The sequence below is a fragment of the Microbacterium sp. ABR10 genome, assembly GCF_057812175.1.
The window spans coordinates 1,703,767-1,721,440 of record NZ_CM173821.1 but is presented as its reverse complement, the minus strand read 5'-3'; the positions used below and the strand labels follow the sequence as shown (position 1 = coordinate 1,721,440).

At 68.3% G+C, this 17,674-nt stretch carries 18 protein-coding genes, 1 other RNA gene and 1 pseudogene; 8 read left to right on the top strand and 12 right to left on the bottom strand.

What is annotated here, in order from left to right; all coding sequences use genetic code 11:
* Position 1: 1 nt before the first annotated feature.
* An RNA gene (rnpB, locus tag ACXKZF_RS07895) (RNase P RNA component class A) lies at positions 2 to 370 on the top strand.
* Positions 371 to 565: 195 nt separating this feature from the next.
* Complete coding sequence (locus ACXKZF_RS07890; protein ID WP_488985916.1) at positions 566 to 856, top strand: hypothetical protein; 291 nt, start codon at positions 566 to 568, stop codon at positions 854 to 856.
* A gap of 24 nt (positions 857 to 880) precedes the next feature.
* Here the strand turns inward: ACXKZF_RS07890 and ppgK are convergent, their stop codons facing one another.
* Positions 881 to 1,666, bottom strand: a complete 786-nt coding sequence (gene ppgK, locus ACXKZF_RS07885; RefSeq protein WP_243223493.1) for a polyphosphate--glucose phosphotransferase — start codon at positions 1,664 to 1,666, stop codon at positions 881 to 883.
* 95 nt (positions 1,667 to 1,761) lie between these two features.
* Between ppgK and ACXKZF_RS07880 the strand changes: the two genes are divergently transcribed.
* The 3 genes from ACXKZF_RS07880 to ACXKZF_RS07870 are packed head-to-tail and all read left to right on the top strand — an operon-like array spanning position 1,762 to position 6,330.
* Positions 1,762 to 1,965, top strand: coding sequence for a hypothetical protein (locus ACXKZF_RS07880; protein ID WP_055954581.1), 204 nt, complete (start codon positions 1,762 to 1,764; stop codon positions 1,963 to 1,965).
* A 23-nt stretch (positions 1,966 to 1,988) separates the two neighbouring features.
* On the top strand, positions 1,989 to 3,329 hold the full coding sequence (glnA, locus tag ACXKZF_RS07875; RefSeq protein ID WP_055955399.1) for a type I glutamate--ammonia ligase: 1,341 nt from the start codon (positions 1,989 to 1,991) through the stop codon (positions 3,327 to 3,329).
* Positions 3,330 to 3,339: 10 nt separating this feature from the next.
* Positions 3,340 to 6,330, top strand: a complete 2,991-nt coding sequence (locus ACXKZF_RS07870; RefSeq protein ID WP_488985915.1) for a bifunctional [glutamine synthetase] adenylyltransferase/[glutamine synthetase]-adenylyl-L-tyrosine phosphorylase — start codon at positions 3,340 to 3,342, stop codon at positions 6,328 to 6,330.
* A 123-nt stretch (positions 6,331 to 6,453) separates the two neighbouring features.
* Here the strand turns inward: ACXKZF_RS07870 and ACXKZF_RS07865 are convergent, their stop codons facing one another.
* Positions 6,454 to 8,151, bottom strand: a complete 1,698-nt coding sequence (locus ACXKZF_RS07865; RefSeq protein WP_055954587.1) for a long-chain-fatty-acid--CoA ligase — start codon at positions 8,149 to 8,151, stop codon at positions 6,454 to 6,456.
* A gap of 107 nt (positions 8,152 to 8,258) precedes the next feature.
* Between ACXKZF_RS07865 and ACXKZF_RS07860 the strand changes: the two genes are divergently transcribed.
* Complete coding sequence (locus ACXKZF_RS07860) at positions 8,259 to 8,570, top strand: DUF2277 domain-containing protein (protein ID WP_055954591.1); 312 nt, start codon at positions 8,259 to 8,261, stop codon at positions 8,568 to 8,570.
* 54 nt (positions 8,571 to 8,624) lie between these two features.
* Here ACXKZF_RS07860 and phoA read toward each other — a convergent pair whose 3' ends face one another.
* Positions 8,625 to 10,526, bottom strand: a complete 1,902-nt coding sequence (gene phoA, locus ACXKZF_RS07855; protein WP_488985914.1) for an alkaline phosphatase — start codon at positions 10,524 to 10,526, stop codon at positions 8,625 to 8,627.
* Between the two features lie 162 nt (positions 10,527 to 10,688).
* Between phoA and ACXKZF_RS07850 the strand changes: the two genes are divergently transcribed.
* Positions 10,689 to 11,096, top strand: a complete 408-nt coding sequence (locus tag ACXKZF_RS07850) for a hypothetical protein (protein ID WP_488985913.1) — start codon at positions 10,689 to 10,691, stop codon at positions 11,094 to 11,096.
* 82 nt (positions 11,097 to 11,178) lie between these two features.
* The gene (locus ACXKZF_RS07845; protein ID WP_488985912.1) at positions 11,179 to 12,222 is read left to right on the top strand and encodes a hypothetical protein; all 1,044 of its coding nucleotides are present in this window, start codon (positions 11,179 to 11,181) and stop codon (positions 12,220 to 12,222) included.
* Between the two features lie 376 nt (positions 12,223 to 12,598).
* On the opposite strand, the gene ACXKZF_RS07840 is transcribed toward ACXKZF_RS07845, so the two are convergent.
* The 9 genes and pseudogenes from ACXKZF_RS07840 to ACXKZF_RS07800 all read right to left on the bottom strand — a co-directional run bounded on the left by ACXKZF_RS07840 (position 12,599) and on the right by ACXKZF_RS07800 (position 17,508).
* Positions 12,599 to 12,844, bottom strand: a complete 246-nt coding sequence (locus ACXKZF_RS07840) for a helix-turn-helix transcriptional regulator (protein WP_488985980.1) — start codon at positions 12,842 to 12,844, stop codon at positions 12,599 to 12,601.
* Between the two features lie 374 nt (positions 12,845 to 13,218).
* On the bottom strand, positions 13,219 to 14,031 hold the full coding sequence (locus ACXKZF_RS07835) for a GIY-YIG nuclease family protein (protein WP_488985911.1): 813 nt from the start codon (positions 14,029 to 14,031) through the stop codon (positions 13,219 to 13,221).
* A gap of 51 nt (positions 14,032 to 14,082) precedes the next feature.
* Positions 14,083 to 14,724 (bottom strand): GIY-YIG nuclease family protein, encoded by a 642-nt coding sequence (locus ACXKZF_RS07830; protein ID WP_488985979.1) that lies wholly within the window; start codon positions 14,722 to 14,724, stop codon positions 14,083 to 14,085.
* Positions 14,725 to 14,823: 99 nt separating this feature from the next.
* Positions 14,824 to 14,934 (bottom strand): annotated as a pseudogene (locus ACXKZF_RS07825) (HTH domain-containing protein); the annotation flags it as partial.
* Positions 14,931 to 15,437, bottom strand: coding sequence for a hypothetical protein (locus tag ACXKZF_RS07820; protein ID WP_488985910.1), 507 nt, complete (start codon positions 15,435 to 15,437; stop codon positions 14,931 to 14,933). The gene ACXKZF_RS07820 and the pseudogene ACXKZF_RS07825, both read right to left, overlap by 4 nt.
* 11 nt (positions 15,438 to 15,448) lie before the next feature.
* Positions 15,449 to 15,700 (bottom strand): hypothetical protein, encoded by a 252-nt coding sequence (locus ACXKZF_RS07815; RefSeq protein ID WP_488985909.1) that lies wholly within the window; start codon positions 15,698 to 15,700, stop codon positions 15,449 to 15,451.
* A gap of 5 nt (positions 15,701 to 15,705) precedes the next feature.
* Positions 15,706 to 16,116: a helicase associated domain-containing protein gene (locus tag ACXKZF_RS07810; RefSeq protein WP_488985978.1), complete on the bottom strand. Its 411-nt coding sequence runs from the start codon at positions 16,114 to 16,116 to the stop codon at positions 15,706 to 15,708.
* Positions 16,117 to 16,593: 477 nt separating this feature from the next.
* Positions 16,594 to 16,779, bottom strand: coding sequence for a helix-turn-helix domain-containing protein (locus tag ACXKZF_RS07805; protein WP_488985908.1), 186 nt, complete (start codon positions 16,777 to 16,779; stop codon positions 16,594 to 16,596).
* A 237-nt stretch (positions 16,780 to 17,016) separates the two neighbouring features.
* A complete protein-coding gene (locus ACXKZF_RS07800) occupies positions 17,017 to 17,508 on the bottom strand; it encodes a hypothetical protein (RefSeq protein ID WP_488985907.1) in 492 nt (163 codons plus the stop codon).
* Positions 17,509 to 17,674: the final 166 nt, after the last annotated feature.

Genomic DNA, 17,674 nt, shown 5'->3' with positions numbered 1-17,674 from the left:
ATGGGTCGGCTGGACGGTCGCGTCACGGGTTCGCCCGTGCCGAGGAACGTCCGGGCTCCACAGGGCAGGACGGTGGGTAACGCCCACCCGGAGCAATCCGCGAGACAGTGCCACAGAGAGCAGACCGCCTCGGCCCGCAGGGGTTCGGGGTAAGGGTGAAAGGGTGGTGTAAGAGACCACCGGGGTCGTGGTGACACGACCCGCGAGGTAAACCTCGTCCGGAGCAAGGCCAGACAGGGGATGCTGACGCGGCTCGCCGAGTCCCCGGGTAGGCCGCTGGAGCGGCACGGCAACGTGTCGCCGAGAGAGATGACCGTCCACGGGGCTTCGCGCCCCCGGACAGAACCCGGCGTACAGGCCGGCCCATTCGCCCTGACGCGCGGCGCAGCGCATCCAAACCGACGGGCGCTTCGCGCCGAATACCCATCGACCCTCCTGCTGGCCCCCTGCCTCAGGAGGGTCGCGGCGTATCCGAGGGAGAACGCCTGCGCTTCCCGTCCCGTCCCCGGGTGAATGTCGGAGTTATGTTCTAACATCGACCACGGCCGGGGAAGGGGTCCGGCGCATGGGTTCGACGAGGGTCAGCGACGAGATGGTCGCTCGGGTGCTGGCATCCATCGCCCCGTGCACCCTGCAACCCGAGACGTGGGGCGCCCGGCCCATCGAGTGGTACGTGCAGAAGCGTCCCGTGTGGGCGTGGGTCACGTGGCCCAACCGGGCGGCCACGCGCGAACCGGCCTGGGCGACCGGCGGCAACGACCGCGTGGTCATGCTCGAGGTGCCGTGCGAGGGCGGGCACTGGGCGCCGGTGGTGTGGCGTAACGCCGTCAGCGTGCGGCAGGTCGACGCCGCATGACGACGGGGACGACCAGGGCGCCGTCTACTTGACGGCGGGGAGCGCCTCAGGCACCGGAACGGCGAGGGACGCCGCACCGATGATGCCCGCGTTGTTGCGGTGCTTCGCCGGCACGATGGGCGCGCGCAGTTTCAGCAGCGGGAGGAACTGCTCGGAGTGCTTCGACACGCCGCCGCCGACGACGAGCAGGTCGGGGCTGAAGAGGAACTCGACGTAGTCGTAGTACCACTGCAGGCGCTTGGCCCACTTGTCCCACGACAGTTCCTCGCGCTCCATCGCCGAGTAGGCGGCGAAGTGCTCGGCATCCTTCTTGTGACCGGCGCGCTGCAGGTGACCGAGCTCGCTGTTGGGCACGAGCACGCCGTCGTAGATCATGGCCGAGCCGATGCCGGTGCCGAGCGTGGTGAGGATCACGAGACCCTCGACGCCCTTCGCCGCGCCGTAACGCACCTCGGCGATTCCGGCCACGTCGGCGTCGTTCGCGAAATGGATGCCACGCGACAGGCCGTCTTCGAAGAACTTCTCGGCCTCGAAGCCGATCCAGGTCTTCGAGACGTTCGCCGCCGAAAGTGTCTTGCCGCTCTTCACGATGGCCGGGAAGGCCACGCCGAGCGGCAGATCGGCGGGGGCTTCGAGCGTCTCGAGCACCTGGCGTACCGCGGTCAGGACGTCGGCGGGCTCGGCACCTGCGGGAGTCGCGACCTTGACGCGGTCGCTGACGAGCTCTCCGGCATCCAGGTCGACGATCCCGGCCTTGATGCCGGTTCCGCCGATGTCCACTCCGACCGCACGAGACGCATTCGTTGCCATACCCCTCAGCCTATCCAGCCGCACGGTCGGCATCAGTAGGATCGGGGGAGCACCGGCGGTTCACGCCGACACGCGAGACCCACGTGAGGAGCATCGTGAGCGACGACAACACGAAGTACTGGTACAACCTCGAGACCGGTCAGGTCGAGCAGGGGTACGAGTCACCTGCCGTCGACCGCGCCGGCCCTTTCGACACCGCCGAAGAGGCGGCCAACGCGCCGCAGCTCTTCAAGGAGCGTTCGAAGAAGTGGGCCGAAGAAGAGGCTCGTGACGACTGGGGCTCCGGCTCCGCCCGCTGACCGCACCAATACGAGGGATGACGATGGACAAGCAGCGTGATTTCGTCCTGCGCACGATCGAGGAGCGCGGCGTCAAGTTCGTGCGCCTGTGGTTCACCGACGTGGTGGGGACGCTGAAGTCGGTGGCGATCGCCCCGGCCGAGGTCGAGGGGGCGTTCACCGAGGGACTGGGCTTCGACGGATCGGCGATCGAGGGGCTCACCCGCTCGTACGAGTCCGACCTGCTCGCCCACCCCGACCCCACGACGTTCCAGATCCTGCCGTGGCGCGGTGAGATCGACCCGACGGCGCGCATGTTCTGCGACATCACCACGCCCGACGGCCAGCCCGCCGTGGCAGACCCCCGTCACGTGCTCAAGCGCACGCTCGCGAAGGCCGCCGACGCCGGTTTCACCTTCTACACGCACCCGGAGATCGAGTTCTACCTGCTGAAGTCGTCGCAGCTCGGCCCCGACGGACGCCCGCAGCCGGTCGACTCGGCGGGCTACTTCGACAACGTCCCCGGCGGCACGGCGCACGACTTCCGCCGCCGTTCGGTGCGCATGCTCGAAGACCTCGGCATCTCGGTCGAGTTCAGCCACCACGAGGGCGGCCCCGGGCAGAACGAGATCGACCTGCGTTATGCCGACGCCCTCACCACGGCCGACAACATCATGACCTTCCGCACGGTCGTGAAAGAGGTCGCGATCGAGCAGGGCGTGTACGCGACCTTCATGCCCAAGCCCATCAGCGGTCAGCCCGGCAGCGGCATGCACACCCACCTCTCGCTCTTCGAGGGCGACATGAACGCCTTCTACGAAGAGGGCGGTCAGTACCAGCTGTCGAAGGTCGGTCGCCACTTCATCGCGGGCCTACTGCGCCACGCGAACGAGATCTCTGCGGTGACGAACCAGTTCGTCAACTCGTACAAGCGCCTCTGGGGCGGCGACGAGGCACCCAGCTTCATCTGCTGGGGCCACAACAACCGCTCCGCGCTCGTGCGCGTGCCGCTGTACAAGCCGAACAAGGGCCAGTCGACCCGTGTGGAGTATCGCGCGCTGGACTCCGCGGCCAACCCGTACCTGTCGTACGCACTCATGCTCGCGGCTGGTCTCAAGGGCATCGAGGAGGAGTACGAGCTCCCCGCCGAGGCGGAAGACAACGTGTGGTCGCTCACCGACTCGGAGCGCCGGGCCCTCGGTTACGCGCCCCTGCCGGCGAGCCTCGACCACGCTCTCGAGTACCTCGAGGAGTCCGAGCTCGTCGCCGAGACGCTGGGCGAGCAGGTGTTCAAGTACGTCCTGCTCAACAAGCGCCGTGAGTGGCAGCAGTACCGCGCCCAGGTGACGCCGTTCGAGCTCGCGAGCAACCTCGAAGCACTCTGACGGTCGTCCCATGACCTCGGGCGATCGCTCCACCGCGCTCACCGCGCTCGCTCGCACCGGCTTCTCGCGGCTCACCGAGGCGGACACCCTGCTCGGTGAGCTCGACGAGACGGTCGGTGTCGACCGGGCGGATGCCATGCGGCTGGCGCAGCGCGTGGCCGACCCCGACGGCGCCCTGCGGGCGATCCTGCAGGTGGCCCGGCGCGACGCGGCGGCCGTGAGAGCGGCTGCCGCCGACGCGGGCGCGTGGCGTGCGCTGTGGGATCTGGTGGGGGCGTCCGACGGCTTCGCGGAGTTCTACCTTCGGCATCCCGATGAGCTCGTGCACCTGTCGGGTGCGGGCCTCACCGTCCCCGACGAGCAGTCGATGCGCGCCGAGCTGCTGGAATCCGTCGGCGACGTCGACGGGTTCGCGTCGGAGGCTTCGGATGCCGCGTGGGTCGCGCTGCGGGTGCGCTACCGCCGCCTGCTGGCGCGGATCGCGGCATACGACCTCGGTCAGGACGACCCGGCGGGGGCGATCGACGTCGTCTCGGCGGCGTTGGCCGACATCGCCGGCGCGGCGCTGGAGGCGTCGCTGAGCGTCGCCCGCGCTCGGGTGTCGGCTCCCGGGCCCGGCGCCTTCCCCCGCGAGCAGGTCGAGGCCACCCGCTTCGCGATCATCGCGATGGGCAAGACGGGCGCGCGCGAGCTCAACTACGTCAGTGACGTCGACGTGATCTTCGTCGGCGGAACGTCCGACGACGATGTCGTCTCGGAGGCCCGGGCGATCGACATCGGTACCCGCCTCGCCGTGCAGACGATGCGCGGCATCTCCGGCCCCGAGATCGAGCCACCCCTCTGGGAGGTCGATCCGAACCTGCGCCCCGAGGGCAAGCAGGGCGCGCTCGTGCGCAGTCTGGCGTCGCACCAGCAGTACTACGACAGGTGGGCGAAGAGCTGGGAATTCCAGGCGTTGCTCAAGGCGCGGGCGATCGCCGGTGACCCGGCCCTCGGCGCCGAGTACGTCGCCGCCGTGCAGCCGCTGGTGTGGCACAGCGCGGCGCGCGAGAACTTCGTCGAGGGCGTCCAGCGCATGCGGGAGCGCGTGACCGAGCACATCCCCGCGGCCGAGGTGAACCGTCAGCTCAAGCTCGGGCCCGGTGGCATCCGCGACGTCGAGTTCACCGTGCAGCTGCTACAGCTCGTGCACGGCCTGACCGACGAGCGCATTCGCCAGCGCGGCAGTCTCGAGGCCCTCGAGGCGCTCGTGGCTGAGGGATACATCGGCCGCTCCGAAGCCGAGGCGTTCGCCCGCGACTACCGCACGCTGCGCCTGCTCGAGCACCGGTTGCAGTTGCGCGGGCTCCGCCGGACGGCGCTACTGCCCGAGAAGGACGACGACCTCCGAGTGCTCGCGCGCGCGACCCGGCTGGCCGACTCGGCATCCGGGGTCCAAGCGGCGTGGGAAGCCATCAAGCGCGAGGTCCGCGACATCCACGTGCGCCTGTTCTACCGGCCGCTGCTGTCGGCCGTGGCATCGCTGCCCGAGGGGGAGCGGACGCTGTCCACCGCGCAGGCACGCGACCGTCTCGCGGCCATCGGCTTCCGCGACCCCGCCGGGGCGCTTCGCCACATCGCGGCACTGACCAGCGGCCTCAGCCGCAAGGCGACGATCCAGCGGCACCTCATGCCGGTCATGATCCGGTGGTTCGCCGACGGCGTCGATCCCGATTACGGCCTCCTCGTCTTCCGCCGCATCAGTGAGCGGCTCGGTAACACGCCGTGGTTCCTGCGCATGCTGCGCGACTCCGCGGGCGCGGCCGAAAGTCTCACGCGCGTGCTCTCGGGCTCGCGCTACATCGGCGAACTGATGGAGTGGATCCCCGAGTCCGTCGCCTGGCTCGACGACGATGCCCTGCTTCGACCTCGCTCGGGCAAAGCCCTCGAAGAAGAGGCGCGGGCGATCCAGACCCGTTGGCACAACATCGACGACGCCATGCGGTCGGTGCGGGCGCTGCGCCGCCGCGAGATGCTGCGGGTGGCCATGGCCGCGGTCCTCGGAACAGTGTCGCTCGAAGAACTCGCCGACGCCCTCTCGACGATCACGGAGGTGACGATCCAGGCGACACTGCGCGCGGTGCGACGCGTGGTCGTGCCGCCCGAAGACGACGACCTCGACTTCGCGGTCATCGCGATGGGGCGCTTCGGCGGGCGCGAGATGGGGTTCGGGTCGGATGCCGACGTCATGTACGTCTACCGCGCCAACGGCGTCGACCCGCAGCGCGCGGGTCAATTGGCGCTCAAACTCGTCGCCGGCATCCGGGAGCACTCGGAAGACCACCGCCTACCGCTCGACCTCGACGCCGAGCTCCGGCCCGAGGGCCGCAGCGGCCCGCTCGCCCGGTCCATCGAGGCGTATGCGGAGTACTACCGGCGATGGTCGCTGTCGTGGGAGGCACAGGCGCTGCTGCGCGCCCGGGGCGTCGCGGGCAGCATCAAGCTCATCGCCGCGTTCATGGCGCTCGCCGACGAGGTGCGTTATCCGGCGTCGGCCGACCAGAACGGTCTGCGCGAGATCCGCCGTATCAAGGCGCGCGTCGAGAACGAGCGGCTCCCGCAGGGCGCCGATCCCGCGCGTCACCTCAAGCTCGGCCCCGGATCGCTCAGCGACGTCGAGTGGCTCGTGCAGCTGCTGCAGCTGCAACACGCCCGAGCCGTTCCGGCAATGCGCACCACCTCGACACTGACGGCGCTGAACGCTGCGGTCGAGGCGGGGATCGTCGAGGCCGACGCGGCGCAGAAGCTCGCCGCCGCCTGGCATCTCGCAAGTCGCCTGCGTTCGGCGAACACGCTCCTGTCGGGGCAGACGAGCGACGTCCTGCCCGCCGACCGGGTGCGACTCGACGGGATCGGGCGGATCCTCGAGTATCCGCCCCGCTCGGCGACGCGCGTCGAAGAGGACTACCTCGGTGCGACACGTCGGGCTCGGCGCGTCTTCGACAAGCTCTTCTACGGCTGAGGCGCATGGCTGCCGGGAGCTCCGGCATCCATGCCTACCTCGTGGCTCGTCGGTGCCGTACGTTGCCCGTCCGACGCCGGCCGCGGGTGCGTCCCGCGGACATCTGCTCCGAGCCCGCGAGCCTCACGACGCCATGAGGCGCTCTCGCACCTCTCGGCGCAGCACCTTGCCGATGAGCGAGCGCGGGAGGTCGTCGACCACGACGATACGGCGCGGCACCTTGTACGCCGCCAGGCGCGTCTTGCAGTAGTCGCGCACCGTCTCCGACGAGATGTCGACGCCGTCACGGACGACGATGGCAGCGGCGACGTCTTCTCCGCCGCGCGGCTTGGGCAGCGCGACGACCGCGGCGCTCTCGATGTCGGGATGCGAGGTGAGCACGTCTTCGACCTCGGTCGGCGCCACGTTGAAGCCACCGGTGATGATGATCTCCTTCAACCGGTCGACGATGGTGACGAACCCGTCGGAGGACACGGTAGCGATGTCGCCGGTGCGCAGCCAGCCGCCGGGCAGCAGGGTGTCGGCGGTGTCGGCCGGGCGCTGCCAGTACCCCCGGAAGACCTGGGGGCCGCGCAGCAGCAACTCGCCCGCTTCTCCGAGCGGACGGTCGACGGCCGGGTTCTCGGGATCGACGATACGGATCTCGGTGCTGGGGAACGGCACGCCGACGGTTCCCGGCCGCCGCGAGGGGCCGATGGGGTTGCCCAGGGCCACCGGGGACGACTCGGTCATGCCGTAGCCCTCGACGAGCAGCCCGCCGGTCGCCTGTTCCCAGCGGTCGACCGTCGCGACCGGCAGACTCATCGCCCCGGAGATCGCGAACCGCACGCTCGTCAGGTCGATCGAGCCGCGCGCAGCGGCGCGCGCCAACTGGTCGTAGATCGGCGGGACCGCGGGCAGGAACGTCGGCGGGCTCTTCTTCGCGGCCGCCGCGACGAGATCGAGATCGTACTTGGGGAAGAGCACGAGCTTTGCCCCGATACTCATCGCGAACGTCAGGCACAGCGTCAGGCCATACGCGTGGAAGAGCGGAAGCACGGCGTAGAACGTCTCTTCACCGTCGTGGAGCCCTGGCACCCACGCCCGCCCCTGCATCGCGTTCGCTCGCAGGTTGGCGTGGGTCAGGATCGCCCCCTTGGGGGTGCCGGTCGTGCCACTGGTGTACTGCAGCAGGGCGATGTCATCGACCCGCGGGCCGGGGTGCTTCTTGGACAACGTGCCGCGGGTCAGGAGTTTCTCCCAGCGGCTCGGACGCTTCGACTGGGGTGTCGCCGTCAGTTGCGCGCGTGCCGTGCGGGCCTTGGTGATCGGCAGACGCAGGGCCAGCCGCTTGGAGAGCGGGAATGCGGCGGTGATGTCGACGCTCACGATGTGCTCGAGCGCGAGGTCGGAGGGGAAGTCGGCGACGGTGTCGGCGAGCTTGTCCCACACGATCGCGAAGCGAGCCCCGTGATCTTCGAACTGGTGGCGCAGCTCGCGCGCCGTGTACAGCGGATTGTGCTCGATGACGATGGCTCCCAGGCGCAACGCCGCGTAGAACGCGACGACGTGCTGCGGGCAGTTGGGGAGCACCAGCGCCACCCGGTCGCCCGCGCGGACGCCCAGCCGGCGGAGCCCTTCGGCGGCACGCGAGATGTCATCGCCGAGCTGCGCGTACGTCGTCTGCGCACCGAAGAACTCCAGGGCCACCTTCTTTGCGTACGACGAGACGGAGGCCGCCAGCATCTCGGGCAGGGTTTGCGATGGCACGTCGATCTCGAGCGGGACGCCCTCGGCGTACGAGGTCGACCACGGACGCGAGGCGTAAGGAGACTCCGGCATGCCTCCATCCTTCCAAGCCCCTCCGACATCCCGCCCGCACTTGACGGGGACGGACCCATCGGTCGTCCCTCTCGCCATGCGCCCGCGATCGGCCTACCCTGTGGGGCATGTGCCGCAACATCATCCCCCTGCACAATTTCACGCCGCCGGCCACGGACGCTGAATGCCACGACGCCGCACTGCAGTTCGTGCGCAAGATCGTGGGGACGACTACGCCGTCGCGAGCCAATGAGGCGGTCTTCGATCACGCCGTGGCCGAGATCACGGCGTCCGTCCGCCTGCTGCTCGACGACCTCGTCACCGCGGCACCGCCGAAGGTCCGCGAAGTCGAGGCCGCGAAGCGGCAGGCGCGTTCGGCCGAACGCTACGAGGCCATCCGGGTGTTCCAGGAGCAGAAACGGGCCGAACGCACCGCCTGAACGCCTCGATGCCCGCCCCCGCGACTGCGGGAACGGGCATCGGGGAGAGTCGGATCAGACGAACTCGGTGCGGCGACGACGACGCAGACGCAGGATCACGCCGACGGCGAGCAGTCCCATCGCCAGCACGATCGCGCCCAAGGGCAGAGCCGCACCGGTCATCGCCAGCGGCGAACCCCCGCCGTTCTGCCCCACGCCCGCAGCGCCCGCCCCGGCCGTGGGCGAGGGCAGAGGGGTGGGAGTGGTCGTCGGTGCAGGAGCCGCCGAGGCGGACACGCGGAACGACACGGTCTTGACGACACCGGTCTGCGCACCGCTCACCGTGACTTCGTAGGTGCCCTCCGCCGTCGGGGCCGTGGTCGCGAAACGCGCGGAGCCGCGCAGCGCGTCGCGCTGCCCGAGGTCGCCTGTCGTCGACACCGTGCCGGCGAGCTGCCAGTCGGCCGCGAAGCCGTCGGCGGCCACCGTGAGCGGGTCGCCCGGGCGGACCTCGGCGGGCACGCTGACCGTCGCCTGCGCGCTGAGAGCGGCGAGGTTCTGCGAGAGGGCGAGGCCGTTCGCGGCGGTGAAGAACAGGTCGGTCTGGTCGGTGAGACCGACGACGTTCGCCGCACCCGGGCCGTACCCGGCGATACGCACCTGGGAGCCGGTGTGCTGCTGCGAGCCGCCTGCCGGCGAGGTTCCATACGCGACGATCAGGGGCTGGCCGTCGGCAGTGAGCAGGTGGGTGTTGAGGCCGGGGATCGCCGAGCCCACGATCTGGCTCGTGTGCGCGTGGTCGGCGGTGACGACCACGAGGGTGTCGCCCTGAGTGCGTGCGAACTCCAGGGCGACCTGCACGGCCTCGTCAAGGTCGATCGTCTCACCGATCTGACCGCAGGCGTTGGCGGCGTGGTCCTGCTTGTCGATGCTCGCGCCCTCGACCTGCAGGAAGAAGCCGTTGTCGTTGTCGAGCAGGTCGATCGCCTTAGAAGTGAGCGATGCCAGCGACAGACCCGTGGCCAGACGATCGGGGTTCTCCGTGCAGGAGACCGGAGCGGGGAGCTCGCCACCGGAGGTCAGATCGGTCGCCGCGGGGCCGTTCCAGCGGACGGGGAAGTTGCCCTCGCTGAAGAGCCCGAGCAGGGGCCGATCGGCATCCGCCGCGGTGATCGCGTCGAGACCGGCTGCATCGTCCACGAGGGCGTAGCCACGGTCGCGCGCCTGGTCCGAGAGCGTCCGCCCCTCCCAGGGGCCCGCCTTCGCCGTCTGCGCGAAGCTCGCCGCGCCGCCGCCGAGGGTGACGTCCGGGCGCACGTTGAGCAGCTGCTCGCTGATCGAGCCGAGGCCGCCGTTCTCGAGCGCCTCCGCGGAGCAGTTCTTCGACGCTTGCTCGGGGCCGTAGCACCCACGGGTCGAGATGTGGGCGATCTGCGCGCCCGGAGTGGCATCCTGGATCTCCGCGGTCGAGACGTTGCCGGTCTTGAGGCCGTTGGCTTTGGCGATCTCGAGCAGGGTGGCCTGCGGCGTGTTGGCGACGTCGACGCTGAGGCGACCGTTCACCGTCTTGGTACCCGTCGACCAGGCGCTGGCGGTCGAGGCCGACTCGGAGGCGTAGTTGGGCTTGCCCGCCTCATCGATCGAGTACGTCGTGTACTGCCCCGTCAGGGGGAGCGCGTCGATACCGGCGAACCGCCCCGCCGCGCCCTCGGCGTAGTCGCGCGCGACGGTGATCTCGGAGTCGCCCATGCCGTCGCCGATCAGCAGGATGACGTTCTTGGCGGGACCGTCGACGATCGACTCGCGCAGCAGGTCGGTCATGTCGCCGTCGTTGCGAGCGGCTCCACCGTGCTCGGTGATGTCGGGCGTCGCGGCCAGCGCGGGAGCGGCCACGAGGCCGATGGAGGTCGAGGCCGCCAACGCGACGGCCACTGAAGCGGCGGCCGCGCGGAGGCGTCGGGAAGTGCGAGAGTCCATGGGGGAGTCCTTCGTCGGATCGGGGCGGCCGTCGACCGCAGGCCAAGCCCACTGCCCGCTGGTCATCTCCTCGCGATGCGCAGGTGAAGATCAGGTGTCCAGACGGTAGTCAATCGCCCACCGGCGGTCAGCTCTCGGATACGCGCGCCTAGGCTCGGCTCGATGACCGTCGCCGTATCCCGCTCGTCCGACCGGCGCGCCGCCGAGCGTGCGGTCCGGCTTACGCTGGCGGTCTTCCTCCTGGTCTGCGCCTGGGCCACGACGCACTTCGATGAAGCGGGCGGTCACCACGAGGGCACGGCGCACAGTGCCATCACGGTCGGTTCCCTCCTTCACGCGGATGACAACGCGATTCCGGATGCCGCGCTGGTCCCGCCCGTCGACACCGACGCGACGAACGTGGTCGCCGCCGACGGGTCGATCGATGTGGTTCTGCTCGTCCTCACCGCCGTCGTGTTCGTTGTCCTGAGCCTCCGCCCGCTCGCGGCGGTCCGCGGAGGGGCGATGCCGTCGGGAGCACCGCCGCCACGGCGGCATCCTCTGATCGTCTTCGGTATCTCCCGTACCTGAGATCGCACGCCGCCGCTCATGCGGCGGATCGCGGCCGTCGAACGACGGCCGATCGTGTCGACCTCAGCTCGGGAGATCCCTCATGTCCGTCATCCCTGTCACTGCCCGCACCACCCGTTCGGCAGGTTCACCGCCTCGCGGTCGACGCCAGGTGCGGCTCGCCGCCGACGACCTCGCTCAGATCGTCGAATTCGCCGTGCGGGGCACCGACCCGGCGGCGCGAACCGTGCTCGCGCAGATCGCCGATCACGACGGAGCGGGCGCCTCCGAGGTGATCGCCGGGATCCTCGAACGCACATCACCCCGTCCGGTCCAGCCGAAGAACCGTCCCGTGGCACCGATCGCGACGGTGGAGCGCGTCGTGCCCGCCCCCGGGGAAGGCCTGGGGGCGGCGAAGACGCGTCACCTCAGCTCCGTCGCCGAGCGCCTCGGGGAGGGAGGGTCGGTGCTCTTCGTCGGCGCCGAGGGGACGGGCAAGACCCTGCGCGTACGGTGGATGGCCCATCAACGGAGACGTGCGATCACCACGATCGATCTCGCGACGACGCGCGATGTTCCGCTCGCACGTCTCGTCGACGCGGTCGCCTCCGCCACGGCATCCGGGATGACGGTGCACCTGGAGAATGCGCAGGTGCACGACGTCGAGGCACTCACGATGCTCGTGCGCGCCCGTGCCGGATCGGGTCTCGTCCTGGTGGAGACGATCGAGGCGCGCATCGATCTCGCCGTCGATGCGGTCATCGAGGTCGGCGTCCCCGACGTCGCCATGGTCGAGTCTCTCCTCGGTGACATGGTGGGCGACATCGACGACCGCGTCATCCGGGTGATCGCTGCTCTGCGCCAGGGCGAGACACCGCGCGCGATCGAGCAGGCGGTCGAAAGCGCCCGACGGTTCGCCGCGATGACGGAGATCGGCGTCGGAGAAGCCCTCCACGCGGCCACCGTGCAGCGCCTCAGGTCATGGCCGCCGCGGCGGCGCCGCGACGCCGCCGTCGCGCTGATGCATATCGCGGGGCTGAGCCAACGCGCTGTGCACGAGCTCACGGGGGTGAGTCGCGACACGCTGCGCCGTCATTCCTCTTCGATCGTGGTCGACGGAGACAGCAGCGCGGGGGCCGTCCGCTGACCGTCCCGCCGCAACGCGACGACGCCCGCCCCCGCGAAACGGCGGGGACGGGCGTCGGGTGGTGCTGCGGCGATCAGACCCCGAAGTACAGCTCGTACTCGAACCCCAGCCGTTTTCGGGCCGGGGACCACCGGATCCACTACAAAATCCTGCCACTCACTACAGTTTCCAACCTGACGATAACGTGCAGCACAACCTAATAAGTGAACTATTTGTAACCGTCGTTGAGAATAAGTGAAGAGACGGGCGCCGACCAGACTGCTGCCGAGCTGACGGCATCGGCCAGCGGGCTGACGGGCGCCGTCAACTTCCTCCCCACGGCGCGGACGGACGACGACCCGCCCCGTTAGGAGTGTCGGCGGCGATCCGTAACGCCTCACTCCACGCGCCCGTCGCCCGAGCGGTCAGGATTCGGTGGACTCTGATCGGTGGATCTCTGGCCCTGCTGCCGAAGCAACCAATCCACGAGCTGAGGTTCCGAATACCTGATCGCGCGGCCCATTCGAAAGAATGGCGGTCCGTTTCCCTCCGAGCGCCAGCGGTCGACCGTTCTCGCGGAGATCTGCAGGTACTCGGCTACTTCTTCTGGCGTGAGGAGCTTGGGTAGGTTGCTCCCGCTCAAGATGGCCGCCGCTGAGTCGAGCAGCGACGTTGCGGTGGCGCGCCTGGAGTCGATCTGGTTCGAACCGAGCAACCTTGCATTGGACTCACCTTTCTCGAGTGCTGTGTCGCGAACCTACTTCTGGTCGCCGAAGGCTGATTGCACGTCGTGCGAGCGGGGGCCTCCGCCATGATCGAGGTCTCGGCGGGACAGGCATTAGCGCGCGGGAGGGGCACCACTGACCGCTGACGTAGGACCCGCCGGAGCGACGCCCAGTGCGCGGGGGCCCGTTCCGTTGCTCGGACACGCCGCATCCGCAGCCTGCGTCGGATGAAGTCGGCAGTGTCGGTCTACGGAGCCCCCTGATTCTGGGCGGGCGTCGACGATGCGACTTATCAGTTCCTATTCAGTCCGTGCCGACGCGAGTCGAGCGCATCCTTGAAGTGGCCCTCGGCAGCATCGATGTCGCGCGTCGGTGTCGACGGACCGAAAACCCGCAACAGCGAGAACCGAAAGCTCGAGGGGTCGAGACCGCGGAGCTCAACATTGCCGCCGTGCCCGTTGATCGCATAGGTAGTCCATCGCTGCCGGACGCTTTCCACGCCATCCGCCTTGCCCACATAGTGCCGCCCGTCGCTGGTGTCCGTGATGAGGTAGACGCCGATCACGGAGGAGAGCGCCGTCCGCCACGACGAATACCGGTGCTCCCTCATGACGGCCTGAAGTTGGACGTGGCTGAGTAGAAGCCGATCAAACCCCGGGAACGGTATTGGCTCGGCGTCGGCGATGCCGACAACTGGGTAGGTCGCCGCCGTGCTCGCGTTCATCCGCCAGGTGCGCGGTGAACGCCACCCGATTACGAGGCGGTTCCTTAGGTCAGCCATGTGCTCAGACTCGGCGACTTCAAAGGTCCGAATGATCCCGTTGTTCTCTACCTCGCCGCGGTTCTCAAGAACTGACCACAGTCGGGCTTGGTCGCCGCCCTCTTTGATGAAAACAACCCAGAACGGCGCCGGTTGGGCTGGGAATCGCATCGTGTCGGCGGACTGCCGGCGCGTGTACTCCAGGATCTCCGAGTGCGTCGAGTCAGCATGCAGCCCGGTCAGACCGCTCTCCTCGGCTTCTTGCGCAAAAGCGTGACGAATGACCAGCGCCTTGGTGGGGTCGATACCCGCGTCAGTCAACAGCGGTCCTAGCGTCAGTGGCATCTCCCGACCGTAGCGGGTGCGGCGGATCAAGATTGGCTGACGCCTAGGGCTTTACGAGGGCAACGCCGTGGTTGCAATCTCAACGCACACCGCACGAAGCCGCGACAGCTCAGGGAGTGCTGCGGGGTTGTCGCGGAGGTTCAGCAGTGGGGTGTGGACGCGTATGAATGCCACTTCGGCGGCGTGCACTCCCTCCTCGAACCCGACCCACGACACCAGGAGGTTTTCATCGATCCATTCCACGATCGACGCTGCGTCGGCGGGGGAGAAGCGGAAGTTCCGCTGGTTTCCCTTGCCGACCAGCGACCCGACGGGCGGGCGGTAGCCGAGTACCGCTCCGATGCTTCGGAAGAACGTCCCGTGTCCGCGGCCTCGCAGCTCGTTGCGCAGGAATCGCGCTCTGAGCGTTTGACGTGTCGCCTCACCGAGGTAGATGAGATCGGTGCCTCGCTCCTGAGCTATCGTCCTGTACGGCTCTGGCAGCGCTTCGGTTACTCGCACGCGGATCGCGTATAGCCCGAGTTCGTCGGGAACGTCGTCGTCGATGTCGCGCGCAGATCGGAAGCGCGCGGGATCAAGGAGTGCGGCCTCGAGGTCGTCGGACTGTCCGCTACTCCGTGAGACCACCGGGCGCAGCCGCGGTCGGGTCTCGCGCGGAGTGACCGCGTCTGTGGTGTCGATGTCGACGGTCATCGTCCGACCGACGAGCCAAATGCCGTCCTCTGTTCTCCTAAACAGAGTCGGGTAGTTCCGGACGCGTGCACTTACCTGTCCGGGTGGTAGTGGCGTGCTGTCGCCGCGGGCATACAAACCACGACGGGTTATCTCATCGGCGATCTGCCGCGGCGTGAGCGGACGGCCGGCGCGCGTAAGCACTTCTTCAATGGCGAGGTGGAGCGTCAACAGTCTGCCTGTTGGATCGTTGAGAGATCCGGCGCGACTTCGGCAGCACGCTCGCGAAGCACCTCAAGGATTTCTGGACGATAACGCTCTCTGATTCGATGCTTCACGCCGTGCTGCATCTCCTTGATGAGCTTGGCGATCTTCCCAGCCTCATCAAATTCGCCGCCTGCCGCGAAGAACGCGCGGAGCCAGGTATCGGCGTCGAGGGCGTAGCCCGCCGCAGTGAAGACCCGGAGCAGTTGCACGACCGCGTCTTTGCCGTTGCCGCTGGAGAGCCCGTTGTACTGCTCAGAGACCCAGCACTTCGCTGCTTCCAGCTGCACAGGATCGGGCGTCTCCAACGCCACGCCCGTGTGTAGGTTGACGGCGCCGACTCCATCAAGCCACGTGCGGACACTGTCTCGTGGCGACCACACGATCACGAACACGCGCGCAACCGACCCCGCCTCGACCACCTCACGCATCAGATCGCAGTCCCGGTCCCTGTACGGGTGCAGAATCACGAGTGCGCGCCTCATGTCTTGCCGCCGCCGCGGAGCTGCCCAAGCTCGGAAAGACTAACGACGGAGCGGTCGGCAGCGCGTGGAGCGATGTATCCCACGAACTCTCGGTCGGCGCTGTTCGAGGACTGGTACTTCTTCATATCCCACGTCGCGAAGACGTAAGGCGGATCGCCAAGCCAATCTCGGATGACCAGGCTCTGTGATGCCATCGCAGTGCCGTGTTGTCCCCAGTCTTCGCGAACCATGTATGCGAGTTCGGTCATAGCACTCAGTGTGGTGCAGCCTTCGGACATCCCAGACCGCATTCAAGAGTCATACCGACGGCGCGATGGGCGTCTTGCGAGCGAGGTACCCGACTCTCGCGACTGAACAGCTCCTTGAGGCTTTGGACGCGCAAATGAGTAAGCTTCCCGTTTCGATGTAGAACCCTTTGTCGCGAGCACCAGTGTGCGAGCGCACGCTCATTGGCATCCATGGCCCGCACGCGCGGCGTCCTTCGATGGTCGCGCAGAAAGCCCGCGAGCTGCGTCCTGCGTGTTTCCCACGCGTCTTCCTGCGGCGCCCAGCTCCAGCCCGGGAGCGCTTCAAGGAGCAGCTGTTGTATCAGGGTCAAGCTCTTGGCCCGTCGTTGGCTGCGCAACCATGCCGCGTGGCCCTCAATCAACCTTTCGTCGAGCACCGCGAGCCGGACCTCCACGTACCGACTCGCCCACCGACCCGACCGTCCCGAACCGGGGGCATCGATTGAGTCAAGCCATCGCACGGACTCGGTATCGCCGCGCCACTCGGAGTTGACGGCGGCGACGAACGAGGACCACGTTGGGGAGGAATAGCTGCTCTGCTCGCGTTTGATGTTCACACGTCGCTCATGCGCGGTGCCGGACGCTAGCGACGCCCTCGCGGCCGAGGGCCGCGGTCGGCTGACGGCGAGCTTGCTTGGTCAACAGCACGCGTGGTAGGAGGTCGCCTCACCTCGCCCCCAGCTGATCAGTCTGGCTGTACACGCCCTCGCAAGGGCGCCCGTGGCTAATCACGAGTTCCCGCAGAGTCTCGACGGGCGGTTGGTGTGGTGGGGGAGAGGCTCGAGCGAAGTTGCGGCCTTTACGGTGGTCAGCGTCAGAGGTGCGCACCCGCGAGCGGGTAGTCCGGTGGACCGTTACTGCTCGTTGAGCCATTGTTCGAGGTGGTCGACGCGGTAGCGGACGTGCTTGCCCACGGGTAGGTGCCGCGGGCCCTTCTTGCTGAGGCGCCATCCCTCGATGGTTCGCAAAGGAATCTTGAGGTAGTCTGCGAGTTCTTGAGGGGTCAGCAGGTCGGGGAGCACGGTGCTTGTCTTGTCCATGGCAGCCCTATGCGCGGTGTCCGTCAGAGGCGCGACCGCAAACGAAGTAGCTCCGGACGCCGTGGCGAGCCCGGTGAACAGCGACGCGCGACGGGGCAGCGAGTCTTGCCGGAACCCTCCTTCCGGTGGGAGCGCGGGGTTCGCAGGGCCAGACGGGCGAGAGATGGCTGGGTGGCACGCCGCTGCCGGTCAAATTGATTCAGCGCGTGTGCGCCGTCCGCGTCAGCCCCTGCCGGTCTAGTCGATGGACCTTTCCGGCCGTTCCTGCATGAGGGTCCACTTCTGTCCGCGGGCGTGTGCGCGGGCGGCCTCGTCGACGGCGGTGCGGGCGAACTCGACAGCATCGACGACGGCGCGGTGGAAGTCGCCCGCTTCGCTGTAAGACATCGGGATCTGCCAGCCGGACTCCTCATCCCAGCTGGCGTCCAGCGCGGTGTACTCCACCCACTGACGGGCACACGCATCAAGTTCGGCACGGATCGCAGGGGTGAGCAGTGCGGGGATGCTGATGGTGACTTCGGCGCCGCGAGGGTCCTCGCTGATGTGAACGCGGACTCCGTGGAGGTCTTCGACTTCGATGCACGGGAGGAGGTTGTCGAAGCTGGCTCGTAGCCACTGCAGCGGGGCCAGGAGCGCGACCGCCCGTGCCCGTGAGGACAAGAGGCATTCTTCGTCCGTGGGGACGAGTGTCCCGTCGAGGATGTTGAGGGGGGTTGAGCTGTAGAGCATGAGTTTCTCCGGTCGGTGAGCTCGTCGGTGGTGAGTGCCCTATGCGCGGTGCGGTGAGAACCTGGGCGACAGTCTCCGTGGACGCTGCCGGCCCCCGCACGGGATGCGGTTAGAGGATCCGAACCTGCCGCACGCGGCAGCATGCTGAGGCCACGTTGAGCGCCAC

Coding starts and splice junctions, on each gene's coding strand:
- ACXKZF_RS07890 (WP_488985916.1), top strand. CDS start 566: ATGGGTTCGACGAGGGTCAGCGACGAGATGGTCGCTCGGGTGCTGGCA.
- ppgK (WP_243223493.1), bottom strand. CDS start 1,666: ATGGCAACGAATGCGTCTCGTGCGGTCGGAGTGGACATCGGCGGAACC.
- glnA (WP_055955399.1), top strand. CDS start 1,989: ATGGACAAGCAGCGTGATTTCGTCCTGCGCACGATCGAGGAGCGCGGC.
- ACXKZF_RS07870 (WP_488985915.1), top strand. CDS start 3,340: ATGACCTCGGGCGATCGCTCCACCGCGCTCACCGCGCTCGCTCGCACC.
- ACXKZF_RS07865 (WP_055954587.1), bottom strand. CDS start 8,151: ATGCCGGAGTCTCCTTACGCCTCGCGTCCGTGGTCGACCTCGTACGCC.
- ACXKZF_RS07860 (WP_055954591.1), top strand. CDS start 8,259: ATGTGCCGCAACATCATCCCCCTGCACAATTTCACGCCGCCGGCCACG.
- phoA (WP_488985914.1), bottom strand. CDS start 10,526: ATGGACTCTCGCACTTCCCGACGCCTCCGCGCGGCCGCCGCTTCAGTG.
- ACXKZF_RS07850 (WP_488985913.1), top strand. CDS start 10,689: ATGACCGTCGCCGTATCCCGCTCGTCCGACCGGCGCGCCGCCGAGCGT.
- ACXKZF_RS07845 (WP_488985912.1), top strand. CDS start 11,179: ATGTCCGTCATCCCTGTCACTGCCCGCACCACCCGTTCGGCAGGTTCA.
- ACXKZF_RS07835 (WP_488985911.1), bottom strand. CDS start 14,031: ATGCCACTGACGCTAGGACCGCTGTTGACTGACGCGGGTATCGACCCC.
- ACXKZF_RS07830 (WP_488985979.1), bottom strand. CDS start 14,724: ATGACCGTCGACATCGACACCACAGACGCGGTCACTCCGCGCGAGACC.
- ACXKZF_RS07815 (WP_488985909.1), bottom strand. CDS start 15,700: ATGACCGAACTCGCATACATGGTTCGCGAAGACTGGGGACAACACGGC.
- ACXKZF_RS07805 (WP_488985908.1), bottom strand. CDS start 16,779: ATGGACAAGACAAGCACCGTGCTCCCCGACCTGCTGACCCCTCAAGAA.
- ACXKZF_RS07800 (WP_488985907.1), bottom strand. CDS start 17,508: ATGCTCTACAGCTCAACCCCCCTCAACATCCTCGACGGGACACTCGTC.